General features: G+C 53.0%; 22 protein-coding genes. 10 read left to right on the top strand and 12 right to left on the bottom strand.

What is annotated here, in order from left to right; genetic code table 11:
- Positions 1-104: 104 nt before the first annotated feature.
- Positions 105-1,016: a 2-dehydropantoate 2-reductase gene (gene panE, locus GW579_RS12230; RefSeq protein WP_152327866.1), complete on the top strand. Its 912-nt coding sequence runs from the start codon at positions 105-107 to the stop codon at positions 1,014-1,016.
- Positions 979-1,587 (top strand): protein deglycase YajL, encoded by a 609-nt coding sequence (gene yajL, locus GW579_RS12225; RefSeq protein WP_165059296.1) that lies wholly within the window; start codon positions 979-981, stop codon positions 1,585-1,587. The genes panE and yajL overlap by 38 nt, the downstream gene beginning before the upstream one ends.
- 68 nt (positions 1,588-1,655) lie before the next feature.
- Here yajL and thiI read toward each other — a convergent pair whose 3' ends face one another.
- The gene (gene thiI, locus GW579_RS12220) at positions 1,656-3,104 is read right to left on the bottom strand and encodes a tRNA uracil 4-sulfurtransferase ThiI (protein ID WP_152327864.1); all 1,449 of its coding nucleotides are present in this window, start codon (positions 3,102-3,104) and stop codon (positions 1,656-1,658) included.
- A gap of 275 nt (positions 3,105-3,379) precedes the next feature.
- Here thiI and xseB point away from each other — a divergent pair, with 275 nt between their 5' ends.
- The 4 genes from xseB to GW579_RS12200 all read left to right on the top strand — a co-directional run bounded on the left by xseB (position 3,380) and on the right by GW579_RS12200 (position 7,564).
- Positions 3,380-3,622 (top strand): exodeoxyribonuclease VII small subunit, encoded by a 243-nt coding sequence (gene xseB, locus GW579_RS12215; RefSeq protein WP_165059295.1) that lies wholly within the window; start codon positions 3,380-3,382, stop codon positions 3,620-3,622.
- A gap of 6 nt (positions 3,623-3,628) precedes the next feature.
- The gene (gene ispA, locus GW579_RS12210) at positions 3,629-4,558 is read left to right on the top strand and encodes a (2E,6E)-farnesyl diphosphate synthase (RefSeq protein ID WP_165059294.1); all 930 of its coding nucleotides are present in this window, start codon (positions 3,629-3,631) and stop codon (positions 4,556-4,558) included.
- An 18-nt stretch (positions 4,559-4,576) separates the two neighbouring features.
- A complete protein-coding gene (gene dxs, locus GW579_RS12205) occupies positions 4,577-6,439 on the top strand; it encodes a 1-deoxy-D-xylulose-5-phosphate synthase (protein WP_165059293.1) in 1,863 nt (620 codons plus the stop codon).
- 150 nt (positions 6,440-6,589) lie between these two features.
- A complete protein-coding gene (locus tag GW579_RS12200) occupies positions 6,590-7,564 on the top strand; it encodes an aldo/keto reductase (protein WP_165059292.1) in 975 nt (324 codons plus the stop codon).
- Positions 7,565-7,650: 86 nt separating this feature from the next.
- Here the strand turns inward: GW579_RS12200 and pgpA are convergent, their stop codons facing one another.
- The 6 genes from pgpA to nrdR form a co-directional block, all read right to left on the bottom strand.
- Positions 7,651-8,139 (bottom strand): phosphatidylglycerophosphatase A, encoded by a 489-nt coding sequence (pgpA, locus tag GW579_RS12195; RefSeq protein WP_101075798.1) that lies wholly within the window; start codon positions 8,137-8,139, stop codon positions 7,651-7,653.
- 62 nt (positions 8,140-8,201) lie between these two features.
- Positions 8,202-9,188 carry a thiamine-phosphate kinase gene (gene thiL, locus GW579_RS12190; protein ID WP_165059290.1) on the bottom strand — a complete coding sequence of 329 codons (987 nt, stop codon included), beginning with the start codon at positions 9,186-9,188 and terminating at the stop codon, positions 8,202-8,204.
- Between the two features lie 166 nt (positions 9,189-9,354).
- Positions 9,355-9,768, bottom strand: a complete 414-nt coding sequence (nusB, locus tag GW579_RS12185) for a transcription antitermination factor NusB (RefSeq protein WP_101075473.1) — start codon at positions 9,766-9,768, stop codon at positions 9,355-9,357.
- 20 nt (positions 9,769-9,788) lie between these two features.
- Entirely contained in the window at positions 9,789-10,259 is a 471-nt protein-coding gene (ribH, locus tag GW579_RS12180) for a 6,7-dimethyl-8-ribityllumazine synthase (protein ID WP_101075472.1), read from the bottom strand.
- Positions 10,260-10,397: 138 nt separating this feature from the next.
- The gene (ribD, locus tag GW579_RS12175; protein WP_152327859.1) at positions 10,398-11,546 is read right to left on the bottom strand and encodes a bifunctional diaminohydroxyphosphoribosylaminopyrimidine deaminase/5-amino-6-(5-phosphoribosylamino)uracil reductase RibD; all 1,149 of its coding nucleotides are present in this window, start codon (positions 11,544-11,546) and stop codon (positions 10,398-10,400) included.
- Positions 11,547-11,555: 9 nt separating this feature from the next.
- Complete coding sequence (gene nrdR, locus GW579_RS12170; protein ID WP_104923087.1) at positions 11,556-12,005, bottom strand: transcriptional regulator NrdR; 450 nt, start codon at positions 12,003-12,005, stop codon at positions 11,556-11,558.
- A gap of 161 nt (positions 12,006-12,166) precedes the next feature.
- Between nrdR and GW579_RS12165 the strand changes: the two genes are divergently transcribed.
- Entirely contained in the window at positions 12,167-12,742 is a 576-nt protein-coding gene (locus tag GW579_RS12165) for a SadB/YajI family lipoprotein (protein WP_165059288.1), read from the top strand.
- An 80-nt stretch (positions 12,743-12,822) separates the two neighbouring features.
- On the opposite strand, the gene secF is transcribed toward GW579_RS12165, so the two are convergent.
- From secF to queA, 5 genes are all read right to left on the bottom strand, one after another.
- Positions 12,823-13,794, bottom strand: coding sequence for a protein translocase subunit SecF (gene secF / locus GW579_RS12160; RefSeq protein ID WP_165059286.1), 972 nt, complete (start codon positions 13,792-13,794; stop codon positions 12,823-12,825).
- A gap of 10 nt (positions 13,795-13,804) precedes the next feature.
- Positions 13,805-15,652, bottom strand: coding sequence for a protein translocase subunit SecD (secD, locus tag GW579_RS12155; RefSeq protein ID WP_152327856.1), 1,848 nt, complete (start codon positions 15,650-15,652; stop codon positions 13,805-13,807).
- Positions 15,653-15,679: 27 nt separating this feature from the next.
- On the bottom strand, positions 15,680-16,012 hold the full coding sequence (gene yajC, locus GW579_RS12150; protein ID WP_013576670.1) for a preprotein translocase subunit YajC: 333 nt from the start codon (positions 16,010-16,012) through the stop codon (positions 15,680-15,682).
- 163 nt (positions 16,013-16,175) lie between these two features.
- On the bottom strand, positions 16,176-17,300 hold the full coding sequence (gene tgt / locus GW579_RS12145; protein ID WP_152327855.1) for a tRNA guanosine(34) transglycosylase Tgt: 1,125 nt from the start codon (positions 17,298-17,300) through the stop codon (positions 16,176-16,178).
- A 114-nt stretch (positions 17,301-17,414) separates the two neighbouring features.
- On the bottom strand, positions 17,415-18,485 hold the full coding sequence (gene queA / locus GW579_RS12140) for a tRNA preQ1(34) S-adenosylmethionine ribosyltransferase-isomerase QueA (protein ID WP_152327854.1): 1,071 nt from the start codon (positions 18,483-18,485) through the stop codon (positions 17,415-17,417).
- Positions 18,486-18,620: 135 nt separating this feature from the next.
- Between queA and GW579_RS12135 the strand changes: the two genes are divergently transcribed.
- The 3 genes from GW579_RS12135 to ggt all read left to right on the top strand — a co-directional run bounded on the left by GW579_RS12135 (position 18,621) and on the right by ggt (position 22,044).
- On the top strand, positions 18,621-19,202 hold the full coding sequence (locus tag GW579_RS12135) for an acyl carrier protein phosphodiesterase (protein ID WP_152327853.1): 582 nt from the start codon (positions 18,621-18,623) through the stop codon (positions 19,200-19,202).
- A gap of 221 nt (positions 19,203-19,423) precedes the next feature.
- Entirely contained in the window at positions 19,424-20,026 is a 603-nt protein-coding gene (locus GW579_RS12130; RefSeq protein ID WP_013576674.1) for a peroxiredoxin C, read from the top strand.
- A 266-nt stretch (positions 20,027-20,292) separates the two neighbouring features.
- A complete protein-coding gene (gene ggt, locus GW579_RS12125; protein ID WP_165059284.1) occupies positions 20,293-22,044 on the top strand; it encodes a gamma-glutamyltransferase in 1,752 nt (583 codons plus the stop codon).
- Positions 22,045-22,107: the final 63 nt, after the last annotated feature.

The following is a 22,107-nucleotide window of genomic DNA, read 5'->3' as shown; positions in this document are numbered from 1 at the left end:
ATGTACAGCACAAATGTCTATACTAATAAGATAACCGGACAGCAGAATATTCTTTCTACAACCGGCTTTAACGGCGGTTTTCGCCGCATTCCCGGGGAGGCACAATGAAAATAACAGTTCTTGGTTGTGGTGCGCTGGGGCAACTTTGGCTTTCAGCACTTTATCAGCAAGGCCACGACGTTCAGGGCTGGATACGTATTCCGCAGCCATTTTGTGCCGTCAACGTGATTTCCCCCGAAGGCATCGCCTTTAACCGTAACCTGCCCACCAACGATCCTGAGCATCTGGCGCAAAGCGAATTACTGCTCGTAACCCTCAAAGCCTGGCAGGTTTCCGGAGCCGTCAGCGCGCTGATGCCGATGCTGAACGATAATTGCGCGATATTACTGCTGCACAACGGCATGGGAACCGTCGATGAATTGCCGCCAAACCGGCTGGCGATTTTGCAGGGCGCAACCACGCACGCGGCGCGTCACGAAGGCAATGCCATTCTCCACGTTGCCACTGGTGCCACGCATATCGGGCCAGTTTCGCCACGCGCTGCGGCGCTGAGTTCGCTGGCAGATGTGCTGCATCACGCGCTGCCGGACGTCGCGTGGCACGACAACATCAAGCCGTCGCTGTGGAATAAACTGGCGGTGAACTGCGTGATTAATCCTCTGACCGCCACCTACGAATGTACCAACGGGGATTTGCTGGCGTATGCCGACCAGATTGAACAAATCTGTCAGGAAGTCGCGCAGGTCATGGCGATTGAAGGCGTGGAAATTCACAGTGAATCGCTGCTGAGCTTTATTTATCAGGTGATTGATTCCACCGCCGCCAATCACTCTTCCATGTTGCAGGATATCCGCAACCAGCGTCACACTGAGATTGATTACATTACTGGCTATCTGCTGCGTCGCGGACGCAAATACGGACTCAACCTGCCGGTTAATACCCGATTATTTGAACAAATTAAAAGAAAGGAAAACGACTATGAGCGCATCGGTACTGGTCTGCCTGGCACCTGGTAGCGAGGAAATTGAAGCCGTCACCGTGATTGATTTGCTGGTTCGCGCCGGTATCCACGTCACCACAGCCAGCGTTGCGGGGGATGGCAATCTTGAAATCCGCTGTTCACGCGGTGTGCGTATTCTGGCAGACGCCGCGCTGGTGGATGTCGCCGATGACGACCACGACGTCGTTGTTCTGCCCGGCGGCCTTGGCGGCGCGACCTGTTTCAGTGAAAGCCCGCTGTTGGTGGAGAAAGTCCGTCAGATGCACGTCAGCGGTAAAATCGTGGCGGCGATCTGCGCCGCACCCGCGCTGGTGCTGGAATATCACGATTTATTCCCTGTCGGTAACATGACCGGTTTTCCGGGCCTGAAAGACAAAATCGATCCGAACAAATGGTCCGATCGCCGGGTGATTTTCGATCCGCGCGTAAACCTGCTCACCAGCCAGGGGCCGGGAACGTCCATGGAGTTCGCACTTAAAATTATCGACCTGCTTCTGGGCAAAACCAAAGCCGCAGAAATTGCCGCACAACTGGTTCTGGCGCCAGGTATTTATAACTACACCGACGAAGGCGCACGCGAATCCTAATCCGGATGCCGCAAAGCAAAAGGGGCTCAGCATGGCTGAACCCCTTTATTTTGACTAACGCTTAATGACTATGGGCGATAGACTTTTACATTATCAAAGCCCTGTTCTTTCAGATACAGCGCCTGCAAACGGCTCATTACGCCACGGTCACAATACAACAGATAGGTTTTGGTCTGGTCGAGATCGCCAAACTGAGTCGCAAGTTTGTAGAACGCCAGAGGTTTAACCTCAACGTTTTCCAGTGTCAGCGGCTGCGCGTCGGCTTCATCCGGCGCACGGACATCCAGCACGATATCGGTTGACGTAAATTCAGCGACCGTTTCAATTTCCGGCACGACTTCTGCGGCTTGCGCTGCAATTTCGCGGATATCGACATTTCGCGCTTCGCTGACAACTTTATCCAGCACGCTGAAATCGAACATCGCTTCTTCGGCTTCGATTTTCGCTTTCACGGCTTTCACGGTCGGGCTTTTGGAAATCACGCCACAATATTCAGGCATAGTTTTCGCAAAATCTTCCGTGCCGATTTCACGGGCAATCTTGATGATGTGTTCTTTATCGTGGGAAATCAGCGGACGCAGGATAAGCGTGTCAGACACGTTGTCGATCAGGCGTAAGTTGGTCAGTGTCTGGCTGGACACCTGACCGAGCGCTTCACCAGTGACCAGCGCCTGAACGCCGTAGCGCTCAGCAATGGAAGAGGCGGCACGAATCATCATACGTTTCAGGACAACGCCCATCTGACCGTCTTCGACTTTTTCGAGGATTTCACCCACCACCGGTTCGAAATCGACAGAGATGAAACGCACGCGGTGTGAGCTGCCAAAACGGTTCCACAGATAATGTGCTACCTGTTTCACGCCGATTTCATGCGCCGCGCCGCCCAGATTGAAGAAGCAATAATGCACACGACAGCCGCGACGCATCAGCATATAACTGGACACGCCGGAATCGAAACCGCCGGAAATCAGCGAAAGCACATCTTCCTGCGTGCCAATCGGGTAACCACCCTGACCTTCGAGCCGGCTTTTTACCAACACCAGCTGATCGTCGTTGATTTCGAGTTTCACCGTCACTTGCGGATCTTTCAGGCTGACCTTCGCAGATTCGACGTGCTGATTCAGGCCGCCGCCGATGTAGCGTTCCGCTTCGGTTGAAGAAAAATCATGTTTACCGCGACGCTTAACGCGTACGCAGAACGTTTTTCCTTCTACTTCAGCACGATAGGCTTCCAGCGTTTGTTCGAAAATATGGTGAAGATCCGTGTAAGGACGGTCTTCCACTTCTTCAACATAACGGATACCCGGAATACGGCAGAGTAATTCCTGAATCAGATCGTGTTTGCTTTCGTCTTTGCTGCGAACTTCGATATGATCCCAATGGCGGACTACTGCCAGCGTCTCATCATGCGGCCGCACAACGTTGCGGATGCTGCTTGAGAGGATCTTAATGAAGCGCAAACGCACAGATTGGCTCTTGATGGTGATTTCAGGGAACAATTTAATGATAAACTTCATGGCAGTCTTTTGTTAGCGGGTGAAAAAACGGGGTAGTAAGTCGCTGAATAAGGATCTAGGATCCTATTATTGCTAAGCCAGATGTATGTTATGTGCCACATTGGGCTTAGCAATAATATCTGCGGCGCAGAGTATATCACTTAAAATGCGTACTCTGTGCACAAAACCCGACAGCAGATGTCATGCTGAACAGGAATGTCTCTCGAGGCTGAAAACCGGCTCTGCGGCTCAGACCTCTGATCATCAATTCTGATCAACGATATCAAAAGAGAATTATGCCAAAAAAATCTGCACCACCTGCCAATTTTGAAACGGCCCTGGCCGAACTGGAACAGATCGTTTCCCGCCTTGAGTCTGGCGAGCTGCCTCTGGAAGATGCGCTGAACGAATTTGAACAAGGCGTCCAGCTGGCACGTCAGGGGCAGCAAAAGCTGCAACAGGCAGAACAGCGTGTTCAGATCCTGCTCGACAGCGACAACGAGGCTCCGCTGACTCCGTTCACCCCGGAAGCAGAGTAACTGGTCATGTCTGAAGCGATCTCCTTATCTTCTTCTGACAGCTTTACTGGCGAACTTCGTGCCATGCAAAAGCGTGTCGATGGCGTTCTGACGGCCTACGTTAGCGCACAACCTCTGGCGGATTTACCGCTGGTGGACGCGATGCGTTACGGTTCGCTGCTGGGCGGAAAACGTCTGCGCCCGTATCTGGTGTATGCCAGCGGACAACTGTTCAACCTGGATTTGAAGAATCTGGATGCGCCAGCCGCCGCCGTGGAATGTATTCACGCGTATTCGCTGATCCACGATGATTTACCTGCGATGGACGACGACGATTTGCGCCGTGGCCAGCCGACCTGCCACATTAAATTTGGCGAAGCCAATGCTGTTCTTGCCGGTGACGCACTACAGACACTGGCATTTTCGATTCTCGCCGATGGTGATATGCCGGACGTGGCCGTGAAAGATCGCCTGTCGATGATTTCCGAACTGGCCAGCGCCAGCGGAGCCAGCGGCATGTGTGGCGGTCAGGCACTGGATTTAGCCGCAGAAGGCCAGCAGGTGGGTCTTGAAGCGTTAGAAAAAATCCACCGCCATAAAACCGGTGCGTTGATCCGCGCCGCCGTGCGCATGGGTGCGCTGGCTGCCGGTGAAACCGGACGTGCCGTTTTGCCTATACTGGATAACTACGCACAAGCTATCGGCTTAGCGTTTCAGGTTCAGGACGATATTCTGGATGTGATTGGCGACACCGCTACGCTCGGCAAACGTCAGGGTGCGGATCAGCAACTCGGGAAGAGTACCTACCCTGCCCTGCTGGGGCTGGACGGCGCAAAAGCCAAAGCGATGGATCTGTATCAGGAAGCCGTTTCCGCACTGGATCAGCTGGCTGCACTTTCTTACAACACAGCGCCACTTCTCGCGTTAGCCAGCTTTATCATTGAACGCGATAATTAAACTTACTATGAGCAACTGATGAGTCTTGAATTAGCCAAATACCCGACACTGGCGCTGGCGGAGAATCCCGAAGATCTCCGCTCACTCCCTAAAGAGAGTCTGCCCAAGCTCTGTGACGAACTGCGTCAATATTTATTGGCCAGCGTCAGCCAGTCCAGCGGACACTTTGCGTCCGGTCTGGGAACGGTAGAACTGACCGTTGCGATGCACTATGTCTACAACACGCCATTCGACCACGTTGTCTGGGATGTCGGCCATCAGGCCTATCCGCACAAGATTCTGACCGGCCGTCGCGAACGCATTTCCACCATCCGCCAGAAAGGCGGGCTGCATCCGTTCCCCTGGCGCGGCGAAAGCGAATATGACACGTTGTCCGTGGGCCACTCCTCGACATCCATCAGTGCGGGTCTCGGCATGGCCGTTGCCGCCGAGCGTGAAGGCAAAGGCCGGCGCACCGTTTGCGTGATTGGCGATGGCGCCATCACCGCCGGGATGGCTTTCGAGGCGATGAACCATGCGGGCGATATCAAACCCGACATGCTGGTCATCCTCAATGATAACGAGATGTCGATTTCCGAAAACGTCGGTGCGCTGAACAATCATCTGGCGCAGTTGCTGTCCGGAAAACTCTACTCGCACCTGCGTGAAGGCGGTAAAAAAGTGTTGTCCGGTCTGCCACCGATTAGAGAACTGGTGCGCCGTACCGAAGAACATCTGAAAGGCATGATGGTGCCGGGTACCTTGTTTGAAGAGCTGGGCTTTAACTATATCGGGCCGGTTGACGGGCACGATGTCGTTGCGCTGGCGCAAACGCTGAAAAACATGCGCGAGCTGAAAGGCCCGCAATTGCTGCACATCATGACTAAAAAAGGCAAAGGTTACGCACCAGCGGAAAAGGATCCAATCAGTTTCCACGCAGTGCCGAAATTTGATCCGGCTTCCGGCACGCTGCCAAAAAGCAAAGAAGGTCTGCCTACTTATTCGAAAATTTTCGGCGACTGGTTGTGCGAGACCGCAGCCAAAGACAGCAAACTGATGGCGGTTACGCCTGCGATGCGTGAAGGCTCCGGCATGGTGCGCTTCTCGCGTGAATATCCGCAGCAGTATTTCGACGTTGCAATTGCTGAACAGCACGCCGTGACTTTTGCCGCCGGTCTGGCTATTGGCGGCTACAAGCCGATTGTCGCGATTTACTCGACGTTCCTGCAACGCGCGTACGATCAGGTGATCCACGATGTGGCCATCCAAAATCTGCCAGTGCTGTTCGCCATTGACCGTGGCGGCATCGTCGGGGCAGATGGTCAGACGCATCAGGGCGCTTTCGACCTGTCTTTCCTGCGCTGCATTCCGAACATGACCATCATGACGCCAAGCGATGAAAACGAATGTCGCCAGATGCTGCATACCGGTTATCACCATAACAGCGGCCCGGTTGCCGTGCGTTATCCGCGCGGCAACGGCACGGGCGCAACCTGTGAACCGCTGGCGTCGCTGCCAATTGGCAAAGGCGTTGTGCGTCGTGAAGGCGAGAAAGTTGCCATCCTGAACTTCGGTACTTTACTGCCGGACGCGCTGGCAGCGGCTGAAAAACGTAATGCCACCGTCGTGGATATGCGTTTTGTGAAACCGCTGGATGAGGCTCTGATTCAGGAACTGGCGGCCAGCCATGAAGTGCTGGTGACGCTGGAAGAAAACGCCATTATGGGTGGTGCGGGCAGCGGCGTGAATGAGTTGCTGATGTCCAAACGCATTCTGGTGCCGGTGCTCAATATCGGCCTGGCGGACAACTTTGTTCCGCAAGGCACACAGGACGAAATCCGTCACGATCTGGGGCTGGACGCTGAAGGCATCGACCGTCAGATCACCGACTGGCTGGCCTAGCCTTTTCCCCTCTTTCAGCCTGAAAGAGGGGATTTTCCTTTCTAACTTTTTCCCCCGTCACCCAATCCTGGCGTTCAGTAAGCTACAGTTATAGCGTGCTAATCATTTTCACGACTTTCTGATTTCAATTCATCCTGACCAGGAGATGTCATGCAATACACTATTCTCGGAAAAACCGGCCTGAACGTCTCACGCCTGTGCCTTGGCTGTATGACGTTCGGTGAACCGGATCGCGGAACCCACGCATGGACACTGCCCGAAGAAAGCAGCCGCCCGATCATTAAACAGGCGCTTGAGGCGGGAATAAATTTCTTTGATACCGCCAACAGCTATTCCGACGGCAGCAGCGAAGAAATCGTCGGCCGCGCGCTGAAGGACTTTGCAAAGCGTGATGAGATTGTCGTGGCGACCAAGGTTTACAACGCCGTCACCGGCCTGAAGCCGGGGCTGTCACGCGCTTCGATTATGCAATCCATTGATGACAGCCTGCGCCGCCTTGGCATGGAGTATGTCGATCTGCTGCAAATCCACCGCTGGGATTACGAAACGCCCATTGAAGAAACGCTGGAAGCGCTGAATGATGTCGTCAAAGCCGGTAAGGCACGTTTTATCGGCGCATCTTCCATGCACGCCCATCAGTTTAAACAGGCGCTGGATGTCTCGGCACAAAACGGCTGGGCGAGCTTTGTGTCGATGCAGGATCAATACAATCTTATCCAGCGTGAAGAAGAAAATGAAATGTATCCGCTGTGCCTGGAAAGGAATATTGCGGTGCTGCCATGGAGTCCGCTGGCACGCGGCAAACTGACCCGTCCGTGGGGAGAAACCACGGCACGTTCTGTTTCCGATAATTTTGCCAAAACGCTATATGACGCCACCGATGAGGCCGACGGTAAAATTGCTGAACGCGTGGGTAAAATCGCTGAAGATCACGGGGTGGCGCGTGCGCAGATCGCGCTGGCGTGGATCCTGAGTAAGCGCGTCGTGACCGCACCGATTATCGGTGCATCCCGCCCTGCGCATCTGATAGATGCTATTGGCGCGCTAGACATTACGTTGTCAGCAGAAGAAATTGCAGAGCTGGAAATGGCGTATGTACCGCACGTGGCCACTGGTTTTAAATAATCACAGCGGCTGATACGTGGTTGAAAGGTAAAAAGGCGCTGCGCGAAACCGGCAGCGCCTTTGACATCACGTCACAGCAAATCAGTTCAGAACAACGGCCAGTGATGTCCCACCAGATAGATAATTGCGGCAGCCAGAACACCGGCGACCACATCATCGATCATGATCCCCATCCCGCCCTGAACGTTGCGATCAAACCAGCGGATCGGCCACGGTTTCCAGATATCCAGCACGCGGAAAACGATAAATCCGATCAGCACCCAGCGCCAGTCGTTTACCGGGATCGCCATCAGCGTGATCCACATGCCAACAAACTCATCCCACACGATACTGCCGTGGTCATGAACCCGCATGTCACGCGCAGTCTGGCGACACAAATATACGCCGATACAGATACTGAACATGACGATCATGGAATACACCTGCCACGGCAGATATGTCATGACAATCCAGAATGGGATCGCGGCGATGGAGCCTGCGGTGCCCGGTCCGACAGGGAATAATCCGCTGCCAAAACCGGTTGCCAGTAAGTGCCACGGATTACGCAGGTTCAGACGCTTTTTCGCGGCCGCCATGTCCTGCACCGGATCACCGGTTTTTCCTTTGTACCCTGCCGGGCGTTTTTTACGGCTTATATTCACAACAACTCCCTACCGGCAAAATGATCGAACCCCTGCCATTCAAGTTCAACGGCAGCCCCGGAACGCATAAATTTGAGGCCTTCGGAATGCGGAGCAATTTGCCCGACACAGGTAAAATCAACGCCCAGATGGCTGAGCGCAACATCCAGCGCGCCACGGTTGATTTCCGGTACGGTAAAGCACAGCTCGTAATCTTCGCCGCCCGTAAGCGCCCATTTCAGCGCCTGTTCATGGTCAGCAACCGACTTCATGGCATCGGAGAACGGGATCGCATCGAGATCCAGACGCGCGCCGCATTCGCTGGCATTCAGTATATGTTTAAGATCAGAAATCAGCCCGTCGGACAGGTCGATCGCTGAGGTCGCTAAATCGCGCAATCCCTGCCCCTGCAAAACGCGGGGTGACGGACGCAGATGGCGTTTCAGCAGGAAATCGCGGGTTGGAATATCACTGACATTCAGCTCCTGGAGAAGGATTGCCAGACCCGCCGCGCTGTCGCCCAGCGTGCCGGTGACGAAAATCCAGTCTCCAACACCAGCGCCACCGCGTGTTAATGCGCGACCAGCGGGCACTAACCCCTGAATAGTCAGGGTCATGCTCAGCGGACCGCGGGTGGTATCACCGCCAATCAGCTGCATACCGTAATAATTGAGCTGGTCGAAGAGGCTGTCACTGAATGCCTGCAACCAGTCAGGGTTCACTTCAGGAAGCGTCAGCGCCAGAGAAACCCAGGCAGGATCGGCGCCCATAGCAGCCAGATCGCTGAGGTTAACGGCCAGCGCTTTGTAGCCAAGATCAGCCGGTGAAATCGTTTTGAGAAAATGGATGCCTTCGACCAGAGTATCGGTACTGACTGCTAAAAGTTGCTTCTCGCCCACTGTCAGCAAGGCACAATCATCACCAATGCCTAACTGAACATCCTGTCGGGCGGTTCTGAACCTGTTGAAGTAGCGAGTGATTACATCAAATTCGCCGCATGCCATAGTACAATTCCAAATCGTTAGAATGACTTAAGGCCGGAAGCCCGGCCTTAAAAAGGGGTGTCACACAGAGGATAATCGAGGTGACATCACCAGATTATCAACAGACTCAGTATTGCACCGAAAATGACTGTCGCCATTTATGAATGCCACTGACCCTGGCTGACGATCATTTTTTACGAATGTGCGGGCCCGCTTTATCCAGCACACCATTGACAAACTTATGGCTGTCTTCAGCACCGAAGGTTTTAGCCAGTTCGATAGCTTCGTTGATCGCCACTTTGTAAGGGACGTCCTGGCGTTTGCTCAGCTCAAACAGAGCCAGACGCAAAATCGCTCTTTCCACCTGGCCCAATTCGTCCAACTGGCGGGACAGGTATGGCGCCATCAATGCATCGAGTTTCTCTGCACTGTTTGCCACACCAGACAGCAGTTCGCGGAAATAGGCAATGTCTACGTCTTTGACATCCTGCTCGGTCAGGAATTCTAATTCAACATCGGCGATGTCATTTTTCGACAACTGCCAGGAGTAAAGCGCCTGGACGGCACATTCACGGGCGCGGCGACGAGCAGCAGGTTTCACGGATTTCCCCTTAACTAGATTCAGGCCTTAATAGCCTTGATAACATTAATCATTTCAAGCGCGGTCAGTGCAGCTTCTGCACCTTTGTTACCGGCTTTTGTCCCTGCGCGTTCGATGGCTTGTTCGATGCTTTCTGTCGTCAACACACCAAAGGCAACCGGGATTTCGCTGTTCATTGCAACGCTGGACAGGCCAGAGCTGCATTCGCCCGCTACGAATTCAAAATGGGCAGTGCCCCCGCGGATCACAGTTCCGAGCGCAACAACGGCGTCGTACTTACCGCTTTCAGCCAGTGCACGGGTTGCCAGAGGCAATTCGTATGCGCCAGGGACCCAGACTACGGTGATGTTGTCATCGCTGACCTGACCGATACGTTTCAACGCATCAACAGCACCTGACAGCAGGCTGTCGTTGATGAAATTATTAAAACGAGCAATCGCGATCGCTACGCGCGCGTTCGGCGTGGCTACAGCACCTTCGATAACGTTCATAGTTTTCCTTAAAGTGGGTTCAGGAGTTTCTAACCCCCGCCGCAGGGGGGCGGATTCTATCATAAAATTACCCTGTCTGGACATGCGCTTTTCAAACCCATTCAGACAGAGAGGCGTAAAATTCTCAGTACGTGTTGTTTAGTACACTGGTTTCAGGCGCAAACGTAAGTCAGGGCCTATCTGGCGGATATCGCTGAAAGCAAACTCCGGCGCATCTGCCAGATGCTGCAAACCAGGCAGCTCACAGAGTGCGCGTCCATTATTACCCAATAACTTAGGTGCCATATAAACGATTAATTCATCAACCAGACCGGCTTGTAATAAGGCGCCTGCCAGCTGTGCGCCCGCTTCCACCCAGATGGAGTTTATCTGGCGTTTTGCCAGTTGCATCATCAGCAGAACCAGATCTATACGATTATCGCGTCCGGCCACACGCCATTGTTCGACGGATTCAGGCCAGATTTGCGTATCAGTGTCCAGACGCGCCAGCAACACGTCGCCGGGGATATTCACCAGCTGATGCTGTGGCGTTACGCGGTTCTGACTGTCGAGAATAATGCGCAGCGGCTGACGCAAATTTCCTTCAGGATAAATTGCCTGCACCTCGCTGCCCAGTTCGCTCCAGCGCACATTCAGCGAAGGATTATCAGCCAGGACGGTGGCGCTGGTGCTCAGAATCGCCGAGCTTTCAGCACGAAAACGCTGAACATCCGCACGGGCTGCCGGGGAAGTTATCCACTGACTTTCTCCGGAGGCCATCGCGGTTCTGCCATCCACCGACGCGCCCATTTTGAGCTGCACGTAAGGAAAACCGGTACGCATACGTTTGAGGAAACCGAGATTCACGGCTTCCGCCTGGGAATGCATCAGCCCGTGGCTGACGTCAATGCCGTTCTGTTTGAGGCGATACAAACCGCGCCCGGCAACTTCCGGATTGGGATCCTGCATCGCGGCGACTACGCGGGTCACACCGGCAGCCAGCAGGGCATCGGCACAAGGCGGCGTACGCCCGTGATGGCTGCACGGCTCGAGCGTGACATACGCGGTCGCGCCCCGGGCTTTCTCACCGGCCATGCGTAATGCATGAACTTCCGCATGCGGTTCACCGGCACGCAAATGATAGCCTTCACCGACGATTTCGCCATTAAGGACGATCACGCAGCCGACGTTCGGATTGGGTGTGGTGGTGAAACGTCCGCGACGCGCCAGCTCAAAAGCACGCGCCATAAAACGTTCATCACGGTGTAATTCGTCAGACGATGTTCCGGCAGGCTGTTCGGGGAGCATTAACGTTCCTTAGTCCTGAAGACGGGCAATCTCTTCGCCAAATTCACGGATATCTTCAAAGCTGCGATAAACCGATGCGAAGCGGATGTAGGCGACTTTATCCAGCCCTTTCAGGGCATCCATCACCAGATTACCAATCATTTTGGCAGGAATTTCACGTTCACCGGTAGCCCGTAACTGCGATTTAATGTGGCTGATGGCCGTTTCGACGTCGTCGGAGCTGACCGGTCTTTTTTCCAGCGCTTTCAGAAAGCCGCTGCGAAGCTTGTCTTCGTTGAAAGGTTCGCGAACTTCATTGCTTTTAATGACGCGCGGCATCACCAGTTCCGCCACTTCAAAAGTCGTGAAGCGTTCATGGCAGTCCAGACACTGGCGGCGTCGGCGGACCTGAGATCCATCACCTACCAGGCGGGAATCGATGACTTTAGTATCAACAGCGGCACAAAATGGGCAATGCATAGCACTTCCTGACAGCGAGCATAATTGGACACCAGTTTACCCCGAAGTGTGCCGACAACAAAGGCTGTCGCTACTTTCATAGACATCAGGTTAAACTTACTCATCTTATATTGGTGCCCGGAACGAATGTTTCAACGGGCAGATGAAAGGAAGTCTCTGATATGACAAAACCTCCCCGCCTCTTACTGGCCTTTGCCGCATTGTTCAGCCTTGCGGGCTGCGCACAGCAAGATCCCAAGTTACCGGAACTGAAAGCCGAAGTAGGCCAACTGAACCAAAAACTCTCCCGCCTGACCGATCTGGCGACAGCGCTGGAACAGCAAACTACGCTGAACCGCCAGTCCACTAACGGCGTCTATTTGCTTCCTGCGGCGAAAAGCGCTGCACTGGTGAAGAGTGAAATTGGCGAACTGAGCCTTGCACTGACCCGCGTTGCCCCGGATGCCAGCGGTGTTCAGGCCGTATTAGAAATTAAAAATAATGCCGGCCAGCCGCTGCCTGCATTTACCGCCACACTGAACTGGGGCCAGTTGGATCCAGTGACCGGCAAGCCGCTGACTGTAGATATGCAAACGCAGACCATCACGGTTGAACCGGATTTATTACCAGGTCCGGTGAAAACGATAGAGGTGAAATTCGATCAGGTGACCGTTGAAACGCTGGGCTTTGTTCATCTGCATAATATTGTCGCCACGCAGAAACCCGCTCAGGCCGCAGAACCGGTTCCGGCGAAGTAAAAATTGGGCTTTCAGTTTTAGGAATCAGACATAAAAAAACCCCGCATTGCGGGGTTTTTACTTTCTACGCTACCGGCAGATTACGGCAGAATCGAAGGCTGATCTGCACCTTCTTTTTCCACTTTCTGCTGCAACATATGTTCACGCTTCATGCCCAGTTTCAGAGCCAGCGCGGACGCAACGTAGATTGATGAAGCCGTACCGATTGAAACACCAATCAACATGGTCAGTGAGAAACCACTGAGCAATGCACCGCCAAACAGATACAACATCAGGATCACGACTAACGTGGTACCGGATGTGATTAATGTACGGTGCAGCGTCTGGGTCAGCGACACGTTAAAGATTTCGTAAGGTGTCCCGCGACGGATCTTGCGGAAGTTCTCACGAATACGGTCCGATACCACGATGCTGTCGTTAAGTGAGTAACCAATAACCGACATCAGTGAAGCGACGATGGTCAAGTCAACTTCGATATGGAACAACGAGAGTACACCCATGGTGATCACAACGTCGTGAGCAAGCGCGATAACAACACCTGCGGCAAGACGCCACTCGAAGCGGAAACCGACGTAAATCAGGATAGCGATCAGCGCCACTAACAGCGCCATAGCACCATTCTGCGCCAGATCGGCCCCTACGCTCGGCCCGACGAACTCGATACGTTTCACCTGAGCATTCTGGCTGGTCGTTTCGTTAATCACGCTAAGAACTTTGGTACCCAGAACCTGGCCGCCGGTTTCACCCTGAGTCGGTGGCATGCGTACCATGATGTCACGGCTGCTACCAAAGTTCTGTACCAGCGGATCGGCAAAGCCTGATTTCTCAAGCGCTGCGCGCATCACGTCCAAATCCGCAGGTTTTTCCAGCGAGATTTCAATGACCGTACCGCCGGTGAAATCCAGACCCCAATTGAAACCTTTCACACCGATAATGGCGATAGAAAGGATCAACAGGAAACCAGAGATACCGAAAGCCCAGTAATCCCATCGCATAAAGTCATAGACTTTACGACCATGGTTTAATTGTTCAACAGTATATTCCTGTGCCACAACGCACTCCTCAGATAGACAGCTTTTTGATGCGCTTGCCGCCGTACAACAGGTTTACGATGGCACGGGTACCGATGATTGCGGTAAACATTGACGTCGCTACACCAATACCGGTTGTAATCGCAAAGCCTTTAATTGCCCCGGTGCCGACGGCATACAGGATGATAACCTTGATGAGCGTCGTAACGTTGGCATCAAAGATGGAGCTGAACGCGCCTTTGTAACCTTCTTCGATAGCCTGCTGTACTGAACGTCCGTTACTAAGCTCTTCCTTAATACGTTCGTTAATCAGTACGTTGGCATCAACCGCTACGGCAAGGGTTAATACGATACCCGCAATCCCCGGCATGGTCAGTGTTGCACCCGGTATCAGGGACATGATCCCCACAATAAGTACCAGGTTAGCAATCAGCGCAGTGGTCGCAATCAGGCCAAACTTCTTATAGAAGAACAGCATGAAGATAATTGAAACCACAAGTCCTGCCAGACAGGCTTCCAGACCTTGCTTGATATTTTCCATACCCAGGGTCGGGCCGATGGTACGTTCTTCAACGATCTGAATTGGCGCAATCAACGCACCGGCGCGCAGCAACAGAGAAAGCTGGCGGGCTTCATTCGGATCGTTCACGCCGGTAATACGGAAGCTGTTACCCAGACGTGACTGAATCGTCGCGACGTTAATCACTTCTTCCTGTTTCGCCAGAATCGAACGGCCATTGGCATCTTTCTTACCGCTGTCTTTGTACTCCACGAACAAGGTTGCCATCGGTTTGCCAATGTTATCCTTGGTGAAGTTAGACATGGCGTTACCGCCAGCGCTGTCGAGAGAAATGTTAACCTGTGGCTGATTGTATTCATCCATGCTGGATGTGGAGTCAGTGATATGGTCACCGGTCAGAATCACACGTTTGTACAGGACAACCGGGCGACCATCACGGGTATTTTTCACTTCGCTGTCACCCGGAACACGGCCTGTTGCCGCTGCAGAGGCGTCCACATTGGTGTTAACCAGACGGAATTCCAGCGTTGCCGTTGCGCCTAAGATTTCTTTAGCGCGGGCAGTATCCTGAATACCTGGCAACTCAACCACAATACGGTCTGCGCCCTGACGCTGTACCAGCGGCTCGGCCACACCCAATTGGTTTACACGGTTACGCAGGATAGTGATGTTTTGCTGAACCGCATACTCGCGCGCCTCATTCAGACGGGCATCCGTCATCACCACATTAACAGCAGTATCGCCGCTGTTGGTGATGACTAAATCGCGGTGACGTGGGGTCAGATAGCTGACGGCCGCATCGCGGGTCGCAGCATCACGGAAACGCACCTCAACGCCATAGTTGTCGAGCTTACGCACCGTGGCATAAGGGATATTCTTGTCGCGCAAATCGCTGCGCATGTTGTCCATCGTTTGTTCTTGCAGCTTGCTTAACGCGGTATCCATATCCACTTCCATCAGGAAGTGAACACCACCACGCAAGTCGAGGCCCAGCTTCATCGGCTCAGCACCCAGCATGCTCAACCAGCGCGGCGTTGCCGGAGCCAGGTTAAGTGCAATCACAAATTTGTCGCCCAGAACGCCGTTCAGCACTTCACGAGCGCGAAGCTGAACATCCGTATCTTTAAAACGGGCAAGAATAGCGCCATTCTCCAGAGCAATAGATTTGCTCTGAATGTTATTTTGATCTAAAGCGTTACGGACTTGGTCCAGCGTTACTGCACTGGCGTCGGAACCCCGAGCACCAGTGATTTGAACAGCCGGATCCTCACCATAAAGGTTGGGAAGTGCATAAAGCAGCCCGACGATGATCACAACGACCAGCATCAGATACTTCCACGCAGGATAACGGTTTAACACGGCAGTTCCCTTCGGGAAAATCGAAAATTAGATAGACTTCATCGTGCCTTTTGGCAGAACTGCTGCCACGAAGTCACGCTTGATCATCACTTCGTTAGTGTCGTTCAGTGCGATAACCACATAGCCAGTTTCGGCTACTTTCGTTACGCGACCGATCAAACCACCCGTGGTCATGACTTCGTCACCTTTACCGATGGAATCCATCAGTTTTTTGTGTTCTTTAGAACGCTTTTGCTGCGGGCGCAGGATCATGAAATAGAAAATCAGACCAAATACCACCAGCATAATAACCAGAGAGTAAGGACTTCCCTGTGATGGTGCGCCAGTCGCTGCGACAGCATCGGAAATGAAAAGACTCATTTAAATTCCCTCATTGTTGTTGTGAAGCAAAATTGTTTTAGAAAATAACAGTGATCCAAGCCGGAGTCTGGCGATGAAACGTCTCGCACAATACCCCATAATGCCGGTTCAACAAATGATAAAATCGGCACCACCTTGTGGAGATGCCGACACGGCAAAGAAATCAGAAGTTTAAAGGCGGAACTGGCTTGCCTTTGCGCTCGTAGAAGTCTGTCACAAACTGCTCTAATTTACCTTCTTCGATAGCCTGGCGTAAACCGGCCATCAGACGCTGGTAATAGCGCAGGTTATGGATGGTATTCAACCGCGCACCGAGAATTTCGTTGCAACGGTCGAGATGATGCAAGTAGGCGCGGCTATAATTGCGACATGTGTAACAATCACAATGTTCGTCGAGCGTCGAGGTGTCATCTTTATGCTTGGCGTTACGGATTTTTACGATACCGTCGGTGACAAACAGGTGGCCGTTACGCGCATTACGCGTTGGCATGACGCAGTCAAACATATCGATACCGCGACGTACGCCTTCCACCAAATCTTCCGGTTTACCCACGCCCATCAGATAACGTGGTTTGTCTTCCGGGATTTGCGGGCAAACGTGCTCAAGGATACGGTGCATGTCTTCTTTCGGCTCGCCTACTGCCAAACCGCCCACAGCGTAACCATCAAAGCCGATATCTACCAGCCCTTTTAATGATACATCTCGTAAATCTTCGTAAACGCTTCCCTGAATAATCCCGAACAAAGCATTCTTATTATTCAACTCGTTGAAGCGATCGCGGCTACGTTTTGCCCAGCGTAAAGACATTTCCATCGAACGTTTTGCGTAATCCCAGTCAGCAGGATATGGCGTACATTCATCGAAGATCATCACAATGTCAGAACCGAGATCGTTTTGGATCTCCATGGATTTTTCCGGGCTCAGGAACACCGGATCACCGTTGATCGGATTGCGGAAATGCACACCTTCTTCTTTAATCTTACGCATCGCGCCCAGGCTGAAAACCTGGAAGCCGCCGGAGTCGGTGAGGATCGGGCCATGCCAGTTCATGAAATCATGCAGATCGCCGTGCAGTTTCATGATCTCCTGCCCCGGACGCAGCCACAGGTGGAACGTGTTGCCCAGTAAAATCTGTGCGCCGGTTTCTTTGACTTCTTCCGGAGTCATGCCTTTTACGGTGCCGTAAGTGCCCACAGGCATAAATGCCGGAGTTTCAACCACGCCACGTTCAAAGACCAGACGTCCGCGACGCGCACGGCCATCGGTAGTGCTTAATTCGTATTTCACATTGCCTCCAGCATCAGAGAAACAGTCTGATGAGGTTAAGTCCGTGGCATGACGCCCGGAAAAGAAAGCCTGAATACACCGAGTGCGTCCAGGCCGTTAACTGCTGATTCAGGTTTACTGACCCACCACTTCCTGCGGCGCCAGTGGGTTACGGTTGATGAACATCGCATCGCCATAACTGAAGAAACGGTACTGCTCTGCCACCGCCTGGTGGTAGGCATTCATGGTATTTTTGTATCCGGCAAACGCCGACACCAGCATGATCAGCGTGGATTCAGGCAGATGGAAATTGGTAATCAGGCAATCAATCACCTGATAATGGTATCCCGGATAAATGAAGATTTTAGTATCGCCGAAGAATGGCGCGATCAGCGCGCTTTCACTGGCTTTCGCCGCGCTTTCCAGAGAACGAACTGACGTAGTGCCCACCGCCACCACTTTATTGCCGCGCGCTTTACACGCCAGAACCGCATCGACTACTTCCTGAGGCACTTCGGCGTACTCAGCGTGCATGATGTGGTCTTCAATGGTGTCAACGCGCACCGGCTGGAAAGTCCCCGCGCCGACGTGCAGCGTGACAAACGCCAGCTCAACGCCTTTTTCTTTCAGCGCATCCAGCAGCGGCTGGTCAAAGTGCAGACCGGCGGTCGGTGCGGCAACGGCGCCCGGGCGTTCGCTGTAAACCGTCTGATACAGCTCGCGGTCAGCATCTTCATCCGGACGATCAATATAAGGCGGCAACGGCATATGGCCGATTTCATTGAGCAGCGTAAAGACATCGCGGTCTTCATTAAATTGCAGCTCAAACAGGGTGTCGTGACGCGCCACCATCGTGGCTTTAATATCTTCGTTATCACCCAGCAGCAGTTCAGCGCCCGGCTTTGGCGATTTCGACGCGCGAACGTGCGCCAGAACGCGGTGCGAATCGAGAACGCGCTCAACCAGCACTTCAATTTTACCACCGCTGACTTTACGGCCAAAAACGCGGGCCGGGATCACGCGGGTATTATTGAAGACCAGCAGATCGCCGGGCAGGATTTTATCGAGAATATCGGTGAACACGCCGTGCGTTAACTCACCGCTCGGCCCGTCAAGAGACAACAAACGACAGCCGCTGCGCTGGGTCTGCGGATAGCGGGCAATCAGGGATTCCGGGAGTTCAAAAGAAAAATCGGCAACACGCATGGCTTTTCACTTCACTTTAACGACAAAAACAGGCGGCTTAGTCTAGTGGGACGGGGCATCCCCTGCAAGCTTATGAACGAAGAAAGGCACCCGCTGCCCTGTCAGGGATCAACTTTCCTGCGTTATACTCGCCCGATGAATTTTTTAGCGCACCTCCATCTGGCCTCTCTGGCCGACAGTTCCCTGCTGGGCAATCTGCTGGCGGATTTTGTTCGGGGCAATCCTGACGGGCAATACAGCCCGGAAATTGTCAGTGGGATCCGCATGCATCGTCGCGTCGATGTCATGACGGATTCCCTGCCCGAAGTGAAAATTGCCCGCAGCTATTTTCGGGATGATTTCCGCCGCGTCTCGCCGATTACGCTCGACGTGGTGTGGGATCACTTCCTGTCGCGCCACTGGAATTCCCTGCATCCGCAACAGCCGCTGGAAGATTTTATCGCCGCCTGTCAGCAGGAAATCGAGCCGCAGCTTCCGGGCATGCCGGAACGTTTTCAGAACCTGAATAACTTTATCTGGCCACAGCGCTGGCTGGAGCGTTATGCCGTTCTGCCGTTCATCGGCGAAGTCTTGCAGGGCATGGCGAACCGCCGCCCAAAACTCAGCGCACTGAGCGGCTCTTTCCACGATATAGAGCTCAATTACGACGCACTTGAGCAACTCTTCTGGCAATTTTATCCGGTCATGATGCAGCAGGCGAAAGACCGCGAACTCTGAATAACTCCATAAAGTTGTGAGTGACGGCACGATCCCCTGCAAAACAGCGGATTGTTGTTAAAGAAGATTGAGACTTACGTCAAAGACTGATAGCCGAGTGCTATCTGATTGATTGGTCTGAAGGGGTTTATTCACCTGAGGGTTGCCCCTATACTGGCAGTCGTTTTGTTCACCCTTTCCACTCACCTACGACACCCTCAAGGGTCTTAAAGGAGTAATTTATGGTTCTGGTAACTCGCCCAGCCCCTGACTTTACCGCAGCAGCAGTACTTGGTAGCGGCGAAGTAGTTGAAAACTTCAACTTCAAAAAACACACAGCAGGCAAACCAACTGTTATCTTCTTCTGGCCAATGGACTTCACTTTTGTGTGTCCTTCTGAGCTGATCGCTTTCGATCACCGTTACGAAGAATTCCAGAATCGTGGCGTAGAAGTTGTTGGTGTTTCCTTCGACTCCGAGTTCGTTCACAACGCATGGCGTAACACGCCGGTTGAGAAAGGCGGTATCGGTCCTGTTAAATACGCAATGGTTGCTGATATCAAACGCGAAATTCAGAAAGCCTACGGTATCGAACATCCGGACGCTGGCGTTGCACTGCGCGGCTCTTTCCTGATTGACAAAGAAGGCGTTGTTCGTCACCAGGTAGTGAACGATCTGCCACTGGGTCGTAACATCGACGAAATGCTGCGTATGGTTGACGCACTGCAATTCCACGAAGAGCACGGCGAAGTGTGCCCGGCTCAGTGGGAAAAAGGCAAAAAAGGCATGGGCGCATCTCCGGATGGCGTGGCTAAATACCTGTCTGAAAACGCTTCAAACCTGTAATCCCTTCACGGATTTAACGGTTATCAACGGTCAGCTTAGCTGGCCGTTTTTTTTGGCTGCCGTCCGGCACGATCACAATTTCCTCTTCCTGCTCCCCGTTATTCCTGTTTTGCGTCTACGCTGAAAACGTCCCGGTCGCGTCATTATGGCGTGCAGTTTGCATAGTTATTTGTCGAAATACTGCCGGATTAAAAAACAAAAAAGCGTTATCACACAATAACCTGAAGGTTATGACTCATAAGACAGGGTAATAAACAGGAGCCCCTATGTTACGGAAATCACTCATCGCGCTGGCTTTACTGACCAGCTTCCCGTTGTACGCCGCATCCGGTCCTGCGGTAGAAGCCAAAAATGGCATGGTTGTCACCTCGCAACATCTGGCGTCGCAGGTTGGCGTCGATATTCTCAAAATGGGCGGTAATGCCATTGATGCCGCCGTAGCAGTCGGTTATGCGCAGGCCGTCGTCAACCCGTGTTGTGGCAATATAGGCGGCGGTGGCTTCATGACGGTGCATCTTGCCAATGGTAAAGACACCTTTATTAACTTTCGCGAAACGGCACCGGCTGCCGCCAGCGCCAATATGTATCTCGACGCCGACGGTAACGTAAAAAAAGGCGCCAGCCTCTACGGCTATCTTGCCGCCGGTGTACCGGGTACGGTTTTAGGATTAGATACGGTGCAGAAGGAATACGGCAAACTGACCCGCCAGCAGGTCATGGCGCCGGCGATTAAACTGGCGCGCGAAGGTTTTGTGCTCACCCGTGGCGATACCGATATTCTCGATACCAAGGTCGACCGCTTCAAAGAAGATCCTGAAGCGGCGCGTATCTTCCTGCATAAAGACGGCAGCGCATTCCAGCCCGGCGATACACTGGTGCAAACCGATTTAGCCAATACGCTGGAATCTATATCAAAAAACGGGCCGGATGCTTTCTATAAAGGCAAAATCCCGGCAGCTGTCGAAGCGGCATCAAAAAAAGGGGGCGGCATCCTGACAGCGGCGGATTTCGCAAACTATAAAGTCACTGAAGACGCGCCGATCACTTGCAGCTATCGCGGCTATAAATTTGTGTCCGCCCCTCCTCCGAGTTCCGGCGGTGTGACGATGTGTGAAATTCTCAACATCGTCGAAGGTTATGACCTGAAAAGTATGGGCTTCAACTCGGCGGCTTCAATTCACGTCCTCACCGAAGCCATGCGCCATGCCTACATAGACCGCAATACCTATCTCGGCGATCCGGAATTTGTAAAAAACCCGATCGATCGTCTGGTCAGCAAAAGTTACGCGGAGGAAATCCGTAAGAAAATAGAAGCGGATAAAGCCACGCCTTCTACACAGGTTCAGCCCGGTATGGAACCCCACGAGAAACCGGAAACCACCCATTATTCCATCGTCGATAAAATGGGTAATGCGGTCTCCACCACTTACACTATCAATGGTCTGTTTGGTTCTGTGGTCATTGCACCGGGCACCGGTTTCTTCCTTAACGACGAAATGGATGATTTCACCACCAAAATTGGTGAGAAAAATCTGTTCGGTCTGGTGCAGGGGCCGAAAAATTCAATCGCCCCCGGTAAGCGCCCACTATCGTCAATGAGCCCGAGCCTGGTGACGAAGGACGGTAAAACCTTCATGGTTCTGGGTTCACCGGGCGGTTCACGCATCATCACCATTACCCTGCAGACGGCACTGAATGTAATCGATCACGGAATGCCACCGCAGGAAGCCGTGAATGCGCCGCGTATTCACCATCAATGGTTGCCGGATGAAGTCTATTACGAGCAGCGTGGCGTTTCTCAGGACAGCCTGAACATCCTGCAAAAGATGGGCTATAAAATGGTTGAACAAACACCGTGGGGCGCAGCAGAGCTGATTATGGTGGGATTGCCGGGTGCTGCTGGCGTGACACCGGCCACTTCAGGTAACGACTCTGCAGTATCGGGTAAAGTGCGCGAAGGCTATCTGTACGGCGCGAATGATGTGCGCCGGCCGGCAGGTGCAGCAATAGGTTATTAATCTTCCTGCGTAGAAAATAAAACGCCCCCGCTATCTCGATGATATCGGGGGCGTTTCTTTACC

It is taken from the genome of Rahnella contaminans (assembly GCF_011065485.1).
Classification (GTDB): Bacteria; Pseudomonadota; Gammaproteobacteria; order Enterobacterales; family Enterobacteriaceae; genus Rahnella; species Rahnella contaminans.
The sequence above is the reverse complement of the archived record's forward strand: the minus strand, read 5'-3'. Positions and strand labels throughout refer to the sequence as shown.